Origin of the sequence: Pseudooceanicola aquaeponti (genome assembly GCF_050897975.1) — a bacterium.
In the GTDB taxonomy this organism is placed as follows: Bacteria; Pseudomonadota; Alphaproteobacteria; order Rhodobacterales; family Rhodobacteraceae; genus Pseudooceanicola.
Genome location: NZ_JBPAXY010000002.1, coordinates 260468 through 274872, shown reverse-complemented (window position 1 = coordinate 274872; position 14405 = coordinate 260468). Strand labels below are relative to the sequence as shown.

Here is a 14405-nt window from a genome sequence, read left to right as displayed (position 1 = left end):
GCAAGCGTTACAGGGTCCGTTATTCCGGGAAATGGTTGAGGCTTCGCAAAGATCCGAGGGGTTGGGGGCGCAGCTTGCCGCAAGGGGGATCAGGACTGCGCGCGGCGGCAGGAAATGCGGCGTGTCGCGCGTGCAGTGCATCGCGCGCGGCCCCCCTTTGGGGGTCACGCGGCCTCAGAAGTACGATGGCGTATGTATTCTACGGCTCGTTTTCCGGGGCGACCTGCATCGTCGACAGCAGATCGCGCAGCGCATCGCGGGTTGCGCCGCTTTGACCAAGTACCTCGCGGCTGGCGGCCAGGGTGGGCGGGCCAAGGGCGGGCAGATCGACCGGCGCCTGTTGCACCACCTCGGCCAGGCGAGCCTTTTCGGCGGCGGCCTCTGCCTCGGCCAGGCTTTGCCAGTCGCGGGCCAGCCAGGCGGCCTCGGCGGCAGCCTCGGGCGCGCCGGCGGCGGTGAACAGCGCGCTGGCCCCGGCGTAATCCTCGCGCGCCAGGCGGGCGTCGGCGCGCAGCCGGTCGGCCTCGGGGGTGGCGATCCCCTCCAGCTCGGCCTCGGCCTTGCGCGGCAGGTTCATCGCCAGGGCGGCGCGGGCGTGCAGCAGCTGCCGCGCCTCGGCCTCGGCGCCGCGGGCGGGGGCGGCGTCGGCCAGAAGCGCCTCGGCGGTTTCGGGCAGGCCCAGAGCGAGCAGCCGGTCGGCCAGACCGTTGACCGCCTGGGCGCTGGATTGCGCCGCCAGATCAGGGCCTTGGGTGAAATAGAGCCGGGTAAAGATCGTGTCGCTGGCCCCCTCGGCCAGGGCGCGGGTCAGGGCATCGCTCAGCTCGGCCTGGGTTTCGGGGGCGAAGCGGGCGCGCTCGGCCGCGTAAAGGGCAAAGGCCGCAGGGAAATTCGACGCGGCGGCATGGGCCAGCACCTCGGCCCGGGCCAGGTCGGTGGCCATGGGGCTGTTGCGGTACTGGCTGCGGTAGCCCTCCAGCAGGCCGATGATTTCCGCGTCGACCTGGCCACCATGGGCCAGGGTTTCGTTGGTGTAGTGCAGCAGGGCCTCGGGCGAGACCTCGTTGTTGCTGGCGATCAGCGCAGCGAAATCGGCCCGGTCGGGCGGACCGTCGGCATTGGCCAGCTTGGCGGCGGCCAGGGCCTGTCGGGGCGAGCTGTCCAGCAGGTTGCGTTCCACGATGCGCAGGATGTCACGGGCGAAATCTGCCTCTTTCGCGGCGGTGAAACGGTTCGCCAGCAGCGGCCCGATCACCGCCTTCAGCGCGTCGGGCATGGCCATCAGGCTGCGCTTGATCGCCGCGCCGTCATAGGCGCTGCCCGGCGGGATCGTGGCGGGGGCCAGCGCCGCCCAAAGTGCGGCGTCGGTGTCGCAGGTCAGGCGACCGGCAAAGGGGCTGTCCTCGGGGTCGTGGCCATATTCCAGGATGCGCGCGACCGAGAGCATTTCGGCGGTTTCCAGCGGCGGTTGTGGCACGGCGTCCAGCACGCGGGCGGCCTCGGCGCCGAAGCCATGGGCCAGGTAGAGCAGCGCCAGGGCGTGGTAGGCGGCGACATCGTCGCGGTCGAACTCGCCGGTCAGGGCGGCGCGCAGGCGGCCCAATTCGCGCAGGAAATCCAGATCCTCGACCGCGACCAGGGGGGGCATGTGCAGGGCGCAGGGGTTGCCCGACAGGATGATGCGATTGTCGCCGCGCGGATCGCCGGGGCCGAAAGTGCTGGGCGTAGCAGCCAGGCCCGGATCGGGACGGACGCCATCGGAAGGGGTGCCGCTGACCTGGCGCTGCGCCTCAGTCAGTTCGGCGGCCTGTCGGGCATCGGGGGCCAGCAGGCCCTCGGTCGCGGCGCTGCCGATGGCGGCCAGCAGGCTTTCCTCCAACTCGCGGGTCAGGCGGGCCTCTTGCTCGGTCAGGGTCGGTGGACCCGGCAGAGTCTCCAGCTGTTCGGTCATCTGATCGCGCAGGCCGGGGACGCCGGGCAGGGTCACGGGGGGCAGGGGCGGCAGGGCCTCGGACGCGGGCTTTGGCACCGTTGCCTCGGGCGCGTCGGCGGGGGGCGGCGGCAGGGCCATGCCGGGCACCCGGGCCGAGGCGACGCGCGGTGCTGCCGGGGCGGCCAGGGGCACCGGCCCGGGGGCCGTGGGATCCGCCGGGGGCAGACCGAAGCCCAGGGGCGGCGGGCCGGTGGGGGCCGGTGGCGTGTCGGTGGCGACGGGCGCGGGAGCCTCTGCGGCTGGCAAAGCGCCTAGAACGGGCCCGTCAAGGATGTCGAGGATCATCAGGTTGCCGGCGGTGACCGAGGTCTCGACCGGGCAGTCGCAGGCCAGCGAGAGGGTGAGCGAGGGTCCGTCGCCGACGCGGATGTCGGTCAGGCGCTGGCGGGTGATGCGGTCGAAGACGCGGCTAGCGTCGATGGCGGGCACCGGGCCATCGAAGCGCAGGGTGGCCGTGCCCGGCGCGGTGTCAAGCAGCGGTTCCGTGCCCGCGGGCAGGGGCAGGGTGAGCCGGGTGAAGTCGCTGTGATCGCCGGACCGCAGGATCGCCTGGGCCTGGGTGCCCCCGGGCACCAGGCAAAGCGCGATCAGCAGCGCCAGCAGGGGCACCAAGAACCCGCGTCCGAACCGCCGCGCGCCACGCCTTTGGGGGGCGATCCCGCCGGGGCCCGGGGGCGGAGGGGATCCTGCCTGTGCCCTCATGCGGCCCCGCTGCTTTTGACGTCCTTCAGCGCCTCTTCCAGTTCGGAGAAGCTGGGGCGGCAGTGCGAGGGCGTGTTCTGGCGCCCCACCTCGATGCAGATATTGGTGGCGTGATTGTGCAGGTTGGCCACCAGCACCTCGCGGATCAGCTGGTAGAAATGGCTGTCCTCGTCGATCACCGTCTTCAGCTTGCCGGCGAAGGGGCCGACGAAGCCATAGGCCAGGAAGACCCCGAGGAAGGTGCCCACCAGGGCGCCGCCGATCATGCCGCCCAGCACCTCGGGCGGCTGGTCGATGGCGGCCATGGTCTTGATCACCCCCAGCACCGCCGCGACGATGCCAAGGGCGGGCAGGGCGTCGGCCATGGCCTGAAGCGCGTGGCTGGAGTGCTGGGCGTGATGGGCGTTCGCCTCCATCCGCTTTTCCAGCACCTCTTCCACCTGGTGGGGATCGTCGTAGTTCATCGAGGCCGAGCGCATGGTGTCGCAGATCAGCGCGATCGCCTCCTTGTCGCTGAGAATGCGGGGGTATTTCGAGAAGATCGACGAATTCTCGGGGTCTTCGATATGTTCCTCGATCGCCACCGGGTTCTGCCGCGCCAGGCGGATCAGTTCGAAGAGCAGGCACAGCAGGTCACGGTAGTCGTCATGTTTCCACTTCGGACCCTTGAAGACCTTGCCGACATCCTTCAGCGTATGTTTCACCGCCGCCATGTCGTTGGAGATCAGGAAGGCGCCCACGGCGGCGCCGCCGATCATCATCATCTCGAAGGGAAGCGACTTGATGATGATGCCCATCTTGCCGCCGGCCAGGATGTAGCCGCCGAAAACCATCGCGAAGATGACACCGATGCCGACGAAACCGATCATATCTGCTGCCCCGAATCCACTAATCGGCCCTCACGCTAGGGCTCATTCCTTTGGAACAGATGAATTCCGCCCCGCCAGGATGACGCTGATCGCATAGGCGGTTTCCGAGGACAGGCCCGCCATCACCGCCGCCGCCGCCGCCGGTTGCATCCGCCCCAGGAACCCGGCCGAGAATTGCGGATCCATGGTTTCGAAGAGCGCGGCGGCCTGTTTCGGCTTCATGCTTTCATAGACGGCGGTCAGCTGGCCCAGATCGTTCTCGGCGGCGCTGTCGGCCAGGGCCAGCGTCTCCTTCAGCGCGGCCTCGGCGGCCTCGAGCTGGGCCAGCTTCTTCTCGATCTCTTCATCGGCCACGGCCAGGGCGGTCATCCGGTCGCGCAGCTGCGCCTCGCGCTGCTCCAGCCGGGCCTCGCGCGCGGCGAAGGCTTCGAGCATCGCCTCGACCTCGGGTGGTTGTTCGCAGCCCGCGGCGGCCACCGCCTCGCCATGGGTCGTCTCGGCGCCGGGGGCGCCCATGCCGGGGCCCTCCAGCGCCATCACCTCGCCGGAATGCAGGGCGACGCGGACCGCGGCAGAGCCGAGCAGCAGCCCCGCGATCAGCGCCAGCGTGCCGCGCCGGGGCCGGGCGCCACGCCGCCTGCGTGGGGCCAGCTTGCGCCCCTTGTCCTGCGCCGCCTTGCCGGCGGCCTGTTTGCGCGCTTTGGCCATGGCGCCCTCAATGGGTCTCGTTGTGGCGGGCGAAGACCGCCGGGGCCTCCTCTTGCGCCTGTTTCTGCGCCGCGACTTCCAGGTCGTGCATCGAGGCGACCAGTAGCTCCAGCCGCTTGGCCACCCCCTCGGCGCGTTCGGTCAGCTGCTGCAACGAGGCGCTGGACTCGCCCGCCGTGCCCTGGGCGGCCTGCAAGGTCTTCGACAGGTCGTCGACCTGCGCCGACAGCACCGCCACCGCACCGCCCATGCCGTTTTCCAGGTCGTTGAACCGCGACAGGCGGCGCGCCAGGATATAGCAGTAGAACCCCGCACCCAGGGCGCCCGCGACCAGCAGGATATCGGCGATCAGTTCCATTGCGTCAGCTCCATTCCCGTCCTCTTCTTGCACCGGCCCCGGGGGGCCGCCGTTCTGCGCCGGTCAGTTCAGCACGAATTCCACGATCAACAGGTCGCTGACCGCATCCGGCCCGGTGATCACCTGGATCCGCCGCAGCATCTGGGCGCGGATGCGCACCAGGGTCGCCGGATCCTCAAGGTCTTCCATCCGCAGGGCGCGCAGATAGCCGTTCAGCACGTCGATGATGCGCGGCAGAACCTTGGTCACATTGGCCTCCTGGTTGCTTGGCACCTCGATATTGGCGGTGAACCGCAGGTGCCGCCCGTCAGAGGCGCGGCCCAGCGAGATGGTCATCGGGTCCAGCGGGATGAAGGCCACATCGGGGGCCATGAACGGCTCGGGCGCCGGGGCGCCCCCCTCCATCGCGGCTTCATCCGGGCCCAGGATCATCCCGCTGTAGATGGCGAAGAAGGCCCCGCCGCCGCCCACAAGCGCCAGCACCAGCCCAAGGATCAGCGGCAGTTTCGACGCCTTCTTCGGCGCCTCTTCCTCGATCTCTGTTGCGGCCTCGGCCATGGGTCGCCACCCCCTCCGTGGGAAATCATCTCGGGGCCGTTTTAGCGCTCAGGCACTAACCGATTATTAAGCCCGTTCGGCCCATTAAGGGGGGACACCGGCAGAAAGTCGGTTGGACGGGAGAGAATGTTTGCAACAGCTTCTGACGCTTTGGAGCAACCTTGACATGCGACGCCGCGTGACGGCGGTGCTGGCGGCGCTGGCCATGTTCGCGGCTGTGCTGGGCCTGGCGAATCTGGCCTCCAAACCCTCGTTGTCGCTGCTCTACTCAGGCCTCGAAAACGGCCAGGCGGGCGAGATCGTGCGCGCCCTGGACCAGCGTGGGGTGATCTACGAGGTGCAGGGCGGTTCGATTTATGTCGAGGGCGCGCGGCGGGACGAGCTGCGCATGACACTGGCCTCGGAGGGGCTGCCGCGCAATTCCTCGCAGGGGTACGAACTGCTGGATAACCTGTCGGGATTCGGTACCACCAGTCAGATGTTCGACGCCGCCTATTGGCGCGCGAAAGAGGGGGAGCTGGCGCGCACCATCGCCGCCTCGCCGCAGATCTCGGCGGCGCGGGTGCATATCGCCCATCAGGGCGCTACGCCGTTTCAACGCGACCTGAAACCGACCGCCTCGGTGGCGCTGACCGCCTCGGGCGAAATCTCGGCGGCCCAGGCGCGGGCGCTGCGCTATCTGGTGGCCTCGGCGGTGGCCGGGCTGAACTCCGACGACGTGGCGGTAATCGACGATTCCGGCGAGTTGGTCGGGCTTGCGGATGAAAACACCGGCGCCAGCACCGCCCAGGACCGCGCCGAAGAGCTGAAACAGAAGGTGCAACGCCTGCTGGAGGCGCGGGTGGGTCTGGGAAACGCGGTGGTCGAGGTCGCGGTCGAGACCGACAACGAAAGCGAATCGATCCGCGAGCGGCGCTTTGACCCGCAGGAACGGGTGGCGATTTCGACCGAAACCGAAGAGGCCAGCAACTCGGCACAGAACTCGGGCAGCGGTGATGTGACCGTGGCCTCGAACCTGCCCGATGGCGACGGGGCGGGGGGCGGCAATTCCACCTCGCAGCAAAGCGAAACGCGCGAGCGGGTGAACTACGAGGTTTCCGAGGTCAACCGCGAGGTGGTGCGCGCCGCGGGGGCGATCCGCCGCCTGACCGTGGCGGTGCTGGTCAATGGCACCGAGGCCGAGGGGGCCGATGGCACGCCGGTCTTCGAGGACCGCCCCGAGGCCGAGCTGACCGCGCTGCGCGACCTGGTGGCCTCGGCCGTGGGGTTCGACGAGGCGCGCGGCGACGTGATCACCATCAAGTCGATGCAGTTCGAACCGGTGGCCGAGCTGGGCACCTTGGCCGCGCCGGGCTTTCTTGATCAGATCCATATCGACGTGATGTCGCTGATCCAGATGGCGGTTCTGGCGGTTGTGGCGCTGATCCTGGGGCTGTTCGTGGTGCGCCCTCTGCTGGCGGGCGGCGCCGAGGTACCGCTTCTGACCGCCGAGGGGGGCGGGGCCCTGGATGGCGAGATCGACGAGGATTACGACCTGCCGGACCTGCCGGGCCTGGGCGGCTTTGGCGGCGATGGTGACGGCGGCGGTTTCCCGATGATGGCCGATTTCGACGGTGGTGGCGGGGATGCGGACGATCCGGTGGCCAAGTTGCAGGCGCTGATCGAGGATCGCCGCGACGAGACGATGGAAATCCTGCGCTCCTGGCTGGAAGAGGATGAGGAGCGGGCATGAAACCCATCGTCCGCCTGCTTGAGGATTTCGGCCGGCCCGAGGCCGTCGCCGCCCCCGGCCTGTCGGAGGATGAGCTGGAGACGCTGCGGCTGGAGGCCTTCGAGAACGGCTACAAGGCCGGGTGGGACGATGCCGCCAAGGCGAGCCAAGAGGAACAGGCCCATATCGGTGCCGACCTGGCGCGCAACCTTCAGGATCTGTCCTTCACCTATCACGAGGCCCATTCGCACATGCTGTCTTCGGTGAAGACCCTGCTGGAAGAGATCGTGGGCAAGATCCTGCCCGAGACCGCGCGCGACACCCTGGGCCCAAGGGTCGCCGAACAGCTCGAGACGCTGGCGCGGCAACGCACGGCCCCGGCGGTGGAAATCTCGGTGGCGCCCAGCAATCGCGGCGTGATCGACGGGCTGGCCGAGCAGGACTTCGGCTTCCCCGTGCGGGTCGAAAGCGATGACACCCTGTCGGACGGTCAGGTCTTTTTGCGCTTCGGCGAGGAAGAGACCGAGATCGATCTGGGTGAGGTGACCGATGGGATCCGCGATGCCCTGGCCGGGTTCTTCGCGGAACAGGAAAGGATGGAAAGCCATGGATGACAGCGCCGACCCGCAAAGCCGGGGCAACCCCTTCACCGTGGTCCCGATCGAGATCACCATTTCCGTGGGCAAGGCCCGGCCGCTGATCCGCGACCTGCTGAAGCTGACCCGCGATTCCGTCCTGCCGCTGGACCGCCGGGTCGAGGATCCGGTCGAGCTTTATGTCGGCGACCGGCTGATCGCGCGGGGCGAGCTGGAAGAGATGGAGGGCGAGAACGCCGGGCAGCTGGCCGTGCGCCTGACTGAGGTGTCGGACCTGTCGGGGGAGCTTTAGGCCATGGCGCCGGGGCGCAGAAAGCGCCGCTTTCCCCCCCGCGCCGCGCCGGGGCGCCCGTCCGGTGGCGCTTTGCGGTCGCTGCCGGTCCCGGTGTCGTGGACACGGGCCTCGGGCGGGCAGGGGTTGTCCTGCCGCTTGCGGGACGTGGGTGGGGTGGTATCGCGCCCGGGCCGCCGCCCCTCGCTGCCCTGTGCATCGCTTTTCCTGCACCGAGGAGCGCCAGTGACCTGTCCCGGAGGCGCACGCCACAGGTTGCTGGCGCCCCTCCTCGCGGGGCTCTTTCTGCTGCTCGCGCTCCTGCTTCTGGCCGGCCCGGCCAGCGCGCAGGACCTGACGCTGGACCTGGGCGAGGGCAGCTCGCTTTCGGCGCGCGGGATCCAGATGATCCTGCTGATCACCGTGCTGAGCCTGGCGCCGGGGATCCTGATCACCGTCACCTGCTTTCCCTTCCTGGTGACCGTCCTGTCGATCCTGCGCCAGGCCCTGGGCCTGCAACAGGCACCGCCCAACATGCTGATCGTCTCGCTGGCGCTGTTCCTGACCTGGTTCATCATGGCCCCGGTGATGACCGAAAGCTGGGACAGCGGCATCTCGCCCCTGATCGAGGAAGAACTGACCGTGGAAGAGGCGCTGCCGCGCGCCATCGCCCCCTTCCGGGGCTTCATGGCCAACCGCATGGATGTGGAAACCTTCGAGGCGATGGCCGCCCTGCGCCCCGATGCGGCCGAGATCGAAACCGGCCCCGAGGCGCCGCTGTCGGTGCTGATCCCCTCTTTCATGCTGTCCGAGATCGCCCGCGCCTTCCAGATCGGCTTTCTGCTCTTCCTGCCCTTCCTGATCATCGACCTGGTGGTGGCGGCGGTGCTGATGTCGATGGGGATGATGATGGTGCCCCCGGCCATCGTGTCGCTGCCGTTCAAGCTGTCCTTCTTTGTCATCGCCGACGGCTGGACGCTGCTGGCCTCCAGTCTGGTGCGCAGCTACGGCTGAGGGGCGGTGGCTGCGTGCAAGGCAAGGGAAGACAGCTTTGTCTCTCGGAGCTTCTTTGGCCCGGGCTATCGGGGGTGCGGATTGTAAAGTGTGGGGCGCGGGGGGACAGGTACTGGAAGCCTGGCGCGCTACTTGCTCTGGGCCATGAGGGAATTGCGCCATTCAGTCAGTAGCGGCAGGAGTTTCTCCAGGGACAATGCCTCCACCGGTTGCAATTGAGACAGTACGTCCGCACATGGGTAAGATCCAGGCAGCGCCATTTTATCGAGGGCACGTAGCGTGATTGCGGATTGCCCCTTCGCGCGGGGATCGATTCCCTGTTGCTCTGCTTCATCCCAATCTGCGAAGTGCTTCCAATAGTTGGATATCGTATTGATCGCTTGCGCCACAGTGATCGGCGCCCGGAACAGCGGAGGATGTTCGTAGGCCTCCGCCTTGGACAGCCCGAAGTCAACTCGGGTCGCATTCAGGTATCGCTGTGCAGCGATAAAACCGCTCCCTATCAGAAACTCCCCTAAATCGCAGAGACCATCACTTTCCGGGTCGGGAGAGGAACGCATTGCGGTCGTGGTTCGAAGCAATTCCACATCTAGCAAGGCCAAAATACGCGTCAGAAGACCGAACTCATAGTCCGCACTCGAGCCGCCTGAATGAATTAAGACCATGTTCTATCGCACCCGGATCTAGGAGAGCAAAATATAGCACCCGACGAGCCTTGATGCACAGAAACGGCACGGTTTCAGGAGCAAGTCGATCCGCTTCAATCTCTGGTCCGGCATTAAGGTTGATCGCGACACAGGCGATCTGGGCGCACAAATGTGTGAAGGGGAGCGTCTGGAAGGTACCCCGGCAACGGTCGTCAGTCGTCCAGCTCGGTCAGGTGCTTCTCGCCGCGCGCCCTGGCCAGGGCGATCTGCTTTTGCCGCTCGCGGAACCGCGCCTTGTCGGCCTCGGTCGTCTCGTCGATGCACAGATGGCAGGACACGCCCTCTTCGTAGTCGGGGCGGGCGCGGTCCTCGGGCAGGATCGGGCGGCGGCAGGCATGGCACAGGATATGCGGCCCCTCGGTCAGCCCGTGGCCGACGGACACGCGCCGGTCGAAGACGAAACATTCGCCCTGCCAGGTGCTGTCCTCGGCGGGCACCTCTTCGAGGTATTTCAGGATGCCACCCTTCAGGTGATACACATCCTCAACCCCCTGACCCATAAGGAAATTCGTCGACTTCTCACAGCGGATGCCGCCGGTGCAGAACATGGCGATCCGCTTGTTGTGAAAGCGGTCCTTGTTGGCCTCCCACCAGGCGGGAAACTCGCGGAAACTGACGGTTTGCGGATCGACGGCGCCTTCGAAGGTGCCGATGGCCACCTCGTAATCGTTGCGGGTGTCGATCAGCGCCACATCGGGGCTGCGGATCAGGTCGTTCCAATCGGCGGGATCGACATAATGGCCCACGGCGGCCAGCGGATCGACATCCGGCTGGCCCATGGTGACGATCTCTTTCTTCAGGCGTACCTTCGTTCGGGCAAAGGGGCGCTCGCTGGCGGTGGACAGCTTCCACTCCAGATCGGCACAGCCGGGCAGGGCGCGGATATGGGCCAGCACCGCCTCGATCCCGGCGGCAGGGCCGGCGATGGTGCCATTGATCCCTTCCCGCGCCAGCAGCAGCGAGCCGCAGATCTTCTCGCGCTCGCAGAGCGCCAGCAGCGGGCCGCGGATCGCGGCTGGATCGTCGAAACGGGTGAAGTGGTAGAGGGCGCAAACGGTGAACATGAGGCGCGGAGTAGCGCCCCGGCGCCTGTCGGGCAAGGCCCGTCGGCGCCCTGCGGCAATAGCGCCCGTTTCGCGGGCAGCGCGGGGGGCGGGCGGTGGCCTGCCGCGCGTGTCGCGGGATCCGGGCGATTGACCCCCGGGCGCCGGGCGGCGAAGCTCGGCCCGACCGCGCGGAGCCCCCGCGCCCAGACCACGCCCCGAAGGAGACGACCCATGACCCAGGCCCTGATTGTGATCGACGTGCAAAAGGATTTCTGCCCGGGCGGCGCCCTGGCCGTGGCCGAGGGCGATCAGATCGTGCCCGGCATCAACGCGCTGATGGCCGACAGCTCGGTGGTGGTGCTGACCCAGGACTGGCACCCGGCGGGCCATTCCTCTTTCGCCTCGTCCCATCCCGGGGCCGCGGTGATGAGTGTGACGGAAATGCCCTATGGCCCGCAGGTGCTCTGGCCCGACCATTGCATCCAGGGCTCGGACGGGGCCGCCTTTCACCCCGACCTGACCACCGACCGCGCCGATCTGATTATCCGTAAGGGGTTCAACCCGGCGATCGACAGCTATTCGGCCTTTTTCGAGAATGACCACACCACCGCCACCGGGCTGGAGGGCTATCTGCGCACCCGTGGCATCACCGATCTGGTGATGGTCGGGCTGGCGACGGATTTCTGCGTCAATTACAGCGCGGTGGATGCGGCGAAACTGGGGTTCCGGGTCACCCTGCGGCGGGATCTGTGCCGCGGGATCGACTTGGACGGCTCGCTTGCCGCGGCCGAAACGACCATGGCAGAGGCAGGCGTCATCCTCGCCTGATCCCGCGGCTCCGCGCCACCCTCCCCGTTCGCACGGGGGTCCCAATAGGGCGGCCTGCGGGTCTCGGTGGGGCCGCCCGTCTAAAACCCGACAGGGCCGCCCGTGATGCGGGTCATGGCGCGGGCCAGTTCGATGCCCAGGCCGTTGTCCATCACATGCCAGATGGTCAGCGCCAGCAGCCAGGCGACGATCACCACGCCCAGGGCGCAGACCTTCTGAAGCGGGCTGAGATCCAGGAAACGGGACGCGGCGTGCAGCGGGCTGCGGCGCCAGTTGCCCCGGTGGCGGCGGCGCAGCCGGGCGCGGGCGCGCCGGGCCAGCATCTCGGGCGAGGCCAGTTCGGCCGACACATCGGGATCGGCGCCATCGTCGCGATCCCGGGCCAGCAGGCCCATGGGTTGCGGCAGCGCATCGGCATTCAGATAGCTGTTGGTGAAATCACTGATCGAGAAACCGCCCCAATTGGCCTTGCGCAGCCGCCCGCGCGAGGCGCGCAGGTTGGCGGCAAAGCGCGAGATCGCCTCGGTGCGGGCCTCTTCGTCGATGGCGCGGAATCGCCCCTGGGGCAGGTCGCTGACCCAGCTGGTCAGGCCAAAGCCGGATTCCAGGAACAACTCCTGCACCTCACGGTCCGCCGCGCGCAGGGCATCCGCCACCTTGGGGTCGCGGAAAAGGGCGATCTGTTGTCCCGACAGATCGCCCTTTCGGCCCTCGGAGCGGGCCTTCCTCTGCGCGGCCAGCGGCAGAACTGAATGCATGTCAAAGTCGTAATTCATCGGGTTGTCCCTCGGCCCCTGGCCGCTCCCGTTCCTGTCTAGAACCACCGACAATCATATCTGCTTAACTATGTTTCCCTTCTCGGGCCGAAATGCGGCAGGCCCGGGACGCGACCGGGGCCGGTGCGGGGCCGTTTGGCGGCCCTTCGGCGGCGTCTTTCGGGCGCGGCTGCGGCGGGCATCGGGCCGGTTGCGGGCCGGGGCCGGGCAGAAATCCGGCGGGAATGGGGCGGGTGTTGAAACGGTTGAATAAATTCGCCCGGGCAGAGGTCAGGCGGAGGGACGCGCGCCGCGCCGTTCGCGCCCCTGGCTGCCACAATGCGCGCCAAGGCCCGGGCCGGGATGCGCGCAGGGCGGTCGGTTCAGCGCAGATCCTGCCCGCGCGCCTCACGCGGGGCATGGCCAAAGAGGCGGCGAAAGTCGCGGCTGAACTGCGTCGGGCTTTCATAGCCGACGCGCAGGGCGGCCTGGGTCACGCCGCTGCCGGTCTCGCGCAGCAGGCGGCGCGCCTCGATCAGACGCAGGCGCTTTTGATATTGCAGCGGCGTGGTGCCGGTGATGGCGCGGAAATGGCGGTGAAAGCGGGTGGCGCTCATCCCGCTTTCCCGGGCCAGGGTCTCGATGCTGAGGGGGCGGGTGGCTTGGCCCCGGATCAGGCGCAGCGCCCGGGCTACCTGGGCCTCGGGGGCATCGGGCCGGGTCAGGCGGCGCAGCATGGCGCCCTCGGGGGCGGCCAGCAACAGCGCGTGCAGCTCGCGCAGGTACAATTCGGCCAGAACCTCGGTCGGGCCGTCGGCCTCCAGCAGGCCCAGCAGGCGGCCCATCACATCCACCACCGCCGGGGTCAGGGGCGCCGCGCTGAGCGCCCGGGCCGGTTCCTGCCCGCTGACCCGGGGCGCCAGGTCGCGCAACAGGCCCGGGTCCAGCGTCACCGCCGCTGCCAGATAGGGCGCCTGGGGCGTGGCCTCGACGACGCGGTTCACCCCGGGCAACTCGTGGCTGACGATCACCCCGTGACCGGCGCGGAACATCACCGCCTCGCGGTCGAAATGCACCGATTTGGCCCCCTGCACCACCATGCAGAAGATCGGGTCATAGACGCTGTGGGTGATCTCGCCGGGCTGCTGCGCCCGCATCAGGCCGAGGCCCGGCACCGACAGGGGCACCGGGGTTGCCCCCAGATCCATTTGCCGCGCCAGCCGGTCGGCCTGGGCCCTGACCTTGTCCAATTGTCTCATGGGATCAGCTTTCGCCTGCCCCGCTGCCCCTGGCAAGCCCGGGGCCGGGCCGCCGTGGCGATGCGGCAGGAACGGGCAGGCCTGCGGCAGGATCGGGCAGGCGCGCGGGCCGCGCCGCTGCCATCTGTGCCCTGTGACGGGGCGCCCCGCCCCGCCCCTGCAAAGCTGACCCGAAAGGATATCCCATGACGACCCCTGTCTTTCTCATCACCGGCGGCAACCGTGGCCTGGGCCGCGCCATGGCCACGCATCTGGCCCGGGGCGGCGCCGATGTGATCGTGACCACCCGCAGCGATGCCTCTGACGTGGTTGCGGCGCTGTCGACCCACGGCACCCGGATCCGCGCCCTGACCCTGGACACGACCGAGCACGCGGCTTTCCCCGCCTTCGCCGAAACCCTGGCCGCGACCCTGGCCGAGATGGGCCATGACGCCCTGACCGGGCTGGTCAACAACGCGGGCATCGGCCTTTACGGCCCCCTGGCCGAGACCGAGGCCGAGACCTACGACCGTCTCTATGCTCTGCATGTGAAGGGCCCCGCCCTGCTGACCGCCGCCCTGCTGCCGCAGCTCGCCGATGGCGGGCGGCTGCTGTTCCTGTCGTCGGGCCTGGCGCGGTTCTCGCTGCCGGGCTACGGCGCCTATGCGGCGATGAAGGGCGCGGTCGAGGTGCTGTCGCGCTACTGGGCGAAGGAACTTGGCCCTCGCGGCATCTCTTCCAACGTGCTGGCCCCAGGCGCGATCGAGACCGATTTCGGCGGCGGACGCACCCGCGACGACGCGGGCGTCAACGCCATGGTCGCCAGCCTCACCGCCATGGGGCGCGCGGGTCTGCCCGATGACGTGGGCGCGGCGGCGGCCTCGCTGCTGCTGTCGGATGGCAACTGGGTGACCGGCCAGCGGATCGAGGCCTCGGGCGGCATGTTCCTGTAACGGAGGTTGGTCTGGGGGCGGCGCGCCGCCCTCGGATCGCCCACCCCTTTCCCCCACAACCCTTGCATTCCCACCCCCTTAGCGGCTTTATCGCAACG

General features: G+C 68.5%; 15 protein-coding genes. 6 read left to right on the top strand and 9 right to left on the bottom strand.

All coding sequences use genetic code 11. From position 1 onward, the window contains the following. Positions 1 to 199 precede the first annotated feature (199 nt). The 5 genes from ACRARE_RS04910 to ACRARE_RS04890 form a co-directional block, all read right to left on the bottom strand. The gene (locus ACRARE_RS04910) at positions 200 to 2605 is read right to left on the bottom strand and encodes a tetratricopeptide repeat protein (protein WP_432655289.1); all 2406 of its coding nucleotides are present in this window, start codon (positions 2603 to 2605) and stop codon (positions 200 to 202) included. A gap of 86 nt (positions 2606 to 2691) precedes the next feature. Continuing rightward, positions 2692 to 3564, bottom strand: coding sequence for a flagellar motor stator protein MotA (gene motA / locus ACRARE_RS04905; RefSeq protein ID WP_432655288.1), 873 nt, complete (start codon positions 3562 to 3564; stop codon positions 2692 to 2694). A 42-nt stretch (positions 3565 to 3606) separates the two neighbouring features. Beyond that, positions 3607 to 4272, bottom strand: a complete 666-nt coding sequence (locus ACRARE_RS04900; protein WP_432655287.1) for a MotE family protein — start codon at positions 4270 to 4272, stop codon at positions 3607 to 3609. Positions 4273 to 4279: 7 nt separating this feature from the next. Further along, entirely contained in the window at positions 4280 to 4630 is a 351-nt protein-coding gene (locus ACRARE_RS04895; RefSeq protein ID WP_432655286.1) for a hypothetical protein, read from the bottom strand. Positions 4631 to 4693: 63 nt separating this feature from the next. Then, complete coding sequence (locus tag ACRARE_RS04890; RefSeq protein WP_432655285.1) at positions 4694 to 5188, bottom strand: flagellar basal body-associated FliL family protein; 495 nt, start codon at positions 5186 to 5188, stop codon at positions 4694 to 4696. A 130-nt stretch (positions 5189 to 5318) separates the two neighbouring features. On the opposite strand from ACRARE_RS04890, the gene fliF reads away from it, so the two are divergent. The 4 genes from fliF (at position 5319) to fliP (ending at position 8780) form a co-directional block, all read left to right on the top strand. Then, positions 5319 to 6920: a flagellar basal-body MS-ring/collar protein FliF gene (gene fliF, locus ACRARE_RS04885; RefSeq protein ID WP_432655284.1), complete on the top strand. Its 1602-nt coding sequence runs from the start codon at positions 5319 to 5321 to the stop codon at positions 6918 to 6920. After that, positions 6917 to 7513: a FliH/SctL family protein gene (locus ACRARE_RS04880; protein ID WP_432655283.1), complete on the top strand. Its 597-nt coding sequence runs from the start codon at positions 6917 to 6919 to the stop codon at positions 7511 to 7513. Before fliF ends, ACRARE_RS04880 begins: the two co-directional genes overlap by 4 nt. Further along, the gene (locus tag ACRARE_RS04875; RefSeq protein WP_432655282.1) at positions 7506 to 7787 is read left to right on the top strand and encodes a FliM/FliN family flagellar motor switch protein; all 282 of its coding nucleotides are present in this window, start codon (positions 7506 to 7508) and stop codon (positions 7785 to 7787) included. The genes ACRARE_RS04880 and ACRARE_RS04875 overlap by 8 nt, the downstream gene beginning before the upstream one ends. A gap of 258 nt (positions 7788 to 8045) precedes the next feature. Beyond that, entirely contained in the window at positions 8046 to 8780 is a 735-nt protein-coding gene (fliP, locus tag ACRARE_RS04870; protein ID WP_432655655.1) for a flagellar type III secretion system pore protein FliP, read from the top strand. A gap of 128 nt (positions 8781 to 8908) precedes the next feature. On the opposite strand, the gene ACRARE_RS04865 is transcribed toward fliP, so the two are convergent. Both ACRARE_RS04865 and trhO read right to left on the bottom strand, forming a co-directional pair. After that, entirely contained in the window at positions 8909 to 9445 is a 537-nt protein-coding gene (locus ACRARE_RS04865; protein ID WP_432655281.1) for a hypothetical protein, read from the bottom strand. 194 nt (positions 9446 to 9639) lie between these two features. Continuing rightward, positions 9640 to 10551, bottom strand: coding sequence for an oxygen-dependent tRNA uridine(34) hydroxylase TrhO (gene trhO, locus ACRARE_RS04860; RefSeq protein WP_432655280.1), 912 nt, complete (start codon positions 10549 to 10551; stop codon positions 9640 to 9642). A gap of 213 nt (positions 10552 to 10764) precedes the next feature. Between trhO and pncA the strand changes: the two genes are divergently transcribed. Continuing rightward, positions 10765 to 11361 (top strand): bifunctional nicotinamidase/pyrazinamidase, encoded by a 597-nt coding sequence (gene pncA, locus ACRARE_RS04855; protein ID WP_432655279.1) that lies wholly within the window; start codon positions 10765 to 10767, stop codon positions 11359 to 11361. An 80-nt stretch (positions 11362 to 11441) separates the two neighbouring features. Here pncA and ACRARE_RS04850 read toward each other — a convergent pair whose 3' ends face one another. Together ACRARE_RS04850 and ACRARE_RS04845 are read right to left on the bottom strand one after the other, a co-directional pair. After that, on the bottom strand, positions 11442 to 12137 hold the full coding sequence (locus tag ACRARE_RS04850) for a hypothetical protein (RefSeq protein ID WP_432655278.1): 696 nt from the start codon (positions 12135 to 12137) through the stop codon (positions 11442 to 11444). A gap of 362 nt (positions 12138 to 12499) precedes the next feature. Next, positions 12500 to 13375: an AraC family transcriptional regulator gene (locus tag ACRARE_RS04845; protein WP_432655277.1), complete on the bottom strand. Its 876-nt coding sequence runs from the start codon at positions 13373 to 13375 to the stop codon at positions 12500 to 12502. Between the two features lie 185 nt (positions 13376 to 13560). Here ACRARE_RS04845 and ACRARE_RS04840 point away from each other — a divergent pair, with 185 nt between their 5' ends. Next, on the top strand, positions 13561 to 14307 hold the full coding sequence (locus tag ACRARE_RS04840) for an SDR family NAD(P)-dependent oxidoreductase (RefSeq protein WP_432655276.1): 747 nt from the start codon (positions 13561 to 13563) through the stop codon (positions 14305 to 14307). The last annotated feature ends 98 nt before the right edge of the window (positions 14308 to 14405 follow it).

What these genes read in the sequence shown, in the direction of transcription:
- motA (WP_432655288.1), bottom strand. Translation starts at nt 3,564, where the DNA reads ATGATCGGTTTCGTCGGCATCGGTGTCATCTTCGCGATGGTTTTCGGC.
- ACRARE_RS04900 (WP_432655287.1), bottom strand. Translation starts at nt 4,272, where the DNA reads ATGGCCAAAGCGCGCAAACAGGCCGCCGGCAAGGCGGCGCAGGACAAG.
- ACRARE_RS04895 (WP_432655286.1), bottom strand. Translation starts at nt 4,630, where the DNA reads ATGGAACTGATCGCCGATATCCTGCTGGTCGCGGGCGCCCTGGGTGCG.
- ACRARE_RS04890 (WP_432655285.1), bottom strand. Translation starts at nt 5,188, where the DNA reads ATGGCCGAGGCCGCAACAGAGATCGAGGAAGAGGCGCCGAAGAAGGCG.
- ACRARE_RS04880 (WP_432655283.1), top strand. Translation starts at nt 6,917, where the DNA reads ATGAAACCCATCGTCCGCCTGCTTGAGGATTTCGGCCGGCCCGAGGCC.
- ACRARE_RS04875 (WP_432655282.1), top strand. Translation starts at nt 7,506, where the DNA reads ATGGATGACAGCGCCGACCCGCAAAGCCGGGGCAACCCCTTCACCGTG.
- ACRARE_RS04865 (WP_432655281.1), bottom strand. Translation starts at nt 9,445, where the DNA reads ATGGTCTTAATTCATTCAGGCGGCTCGAGTGCGGACTATGAGTTCGGT.
- trhO (WP_432655280.1), bottom strand. Translation starts at nt 10,551, where the DNA reads ATGTTCACCGTTTGCGCCCTCTACCACTTCACCCGTTTCGACGATCCA.
- pncA (WP_432655279.1), top strand. Translation starts at nt 10,765, where the DNA reads ATGACCCAGGCCCTGATTGTGATCGACGTGCAAAAGGATTTCTGCCCG.
- ACRARE_RS04850 (WP_432655278.1), bottom strand. Translation starts at nt 12,137, where the DNA reads ATGAATTACGACTTTGACATGCATTCAGTTCTGCCGCTGGCCGCGCAG.
- ACRARE_RS04845 (WP_432655277.1), bottom strand. Translation starts at nt 13,375, where the DNA reads ATGAGACAATTGGACAAGGTCAGGGCCCAGGCCGACCGGCTGGCGCGG.
- ACRARE_RS04840 (WP_432655276.1), top strand. Translation starts at nt 13,561, where the DNA reads ATGACGACCCCTGTCTTTCTCATCACCGGCGGCAACCGTGGCCTGGGC.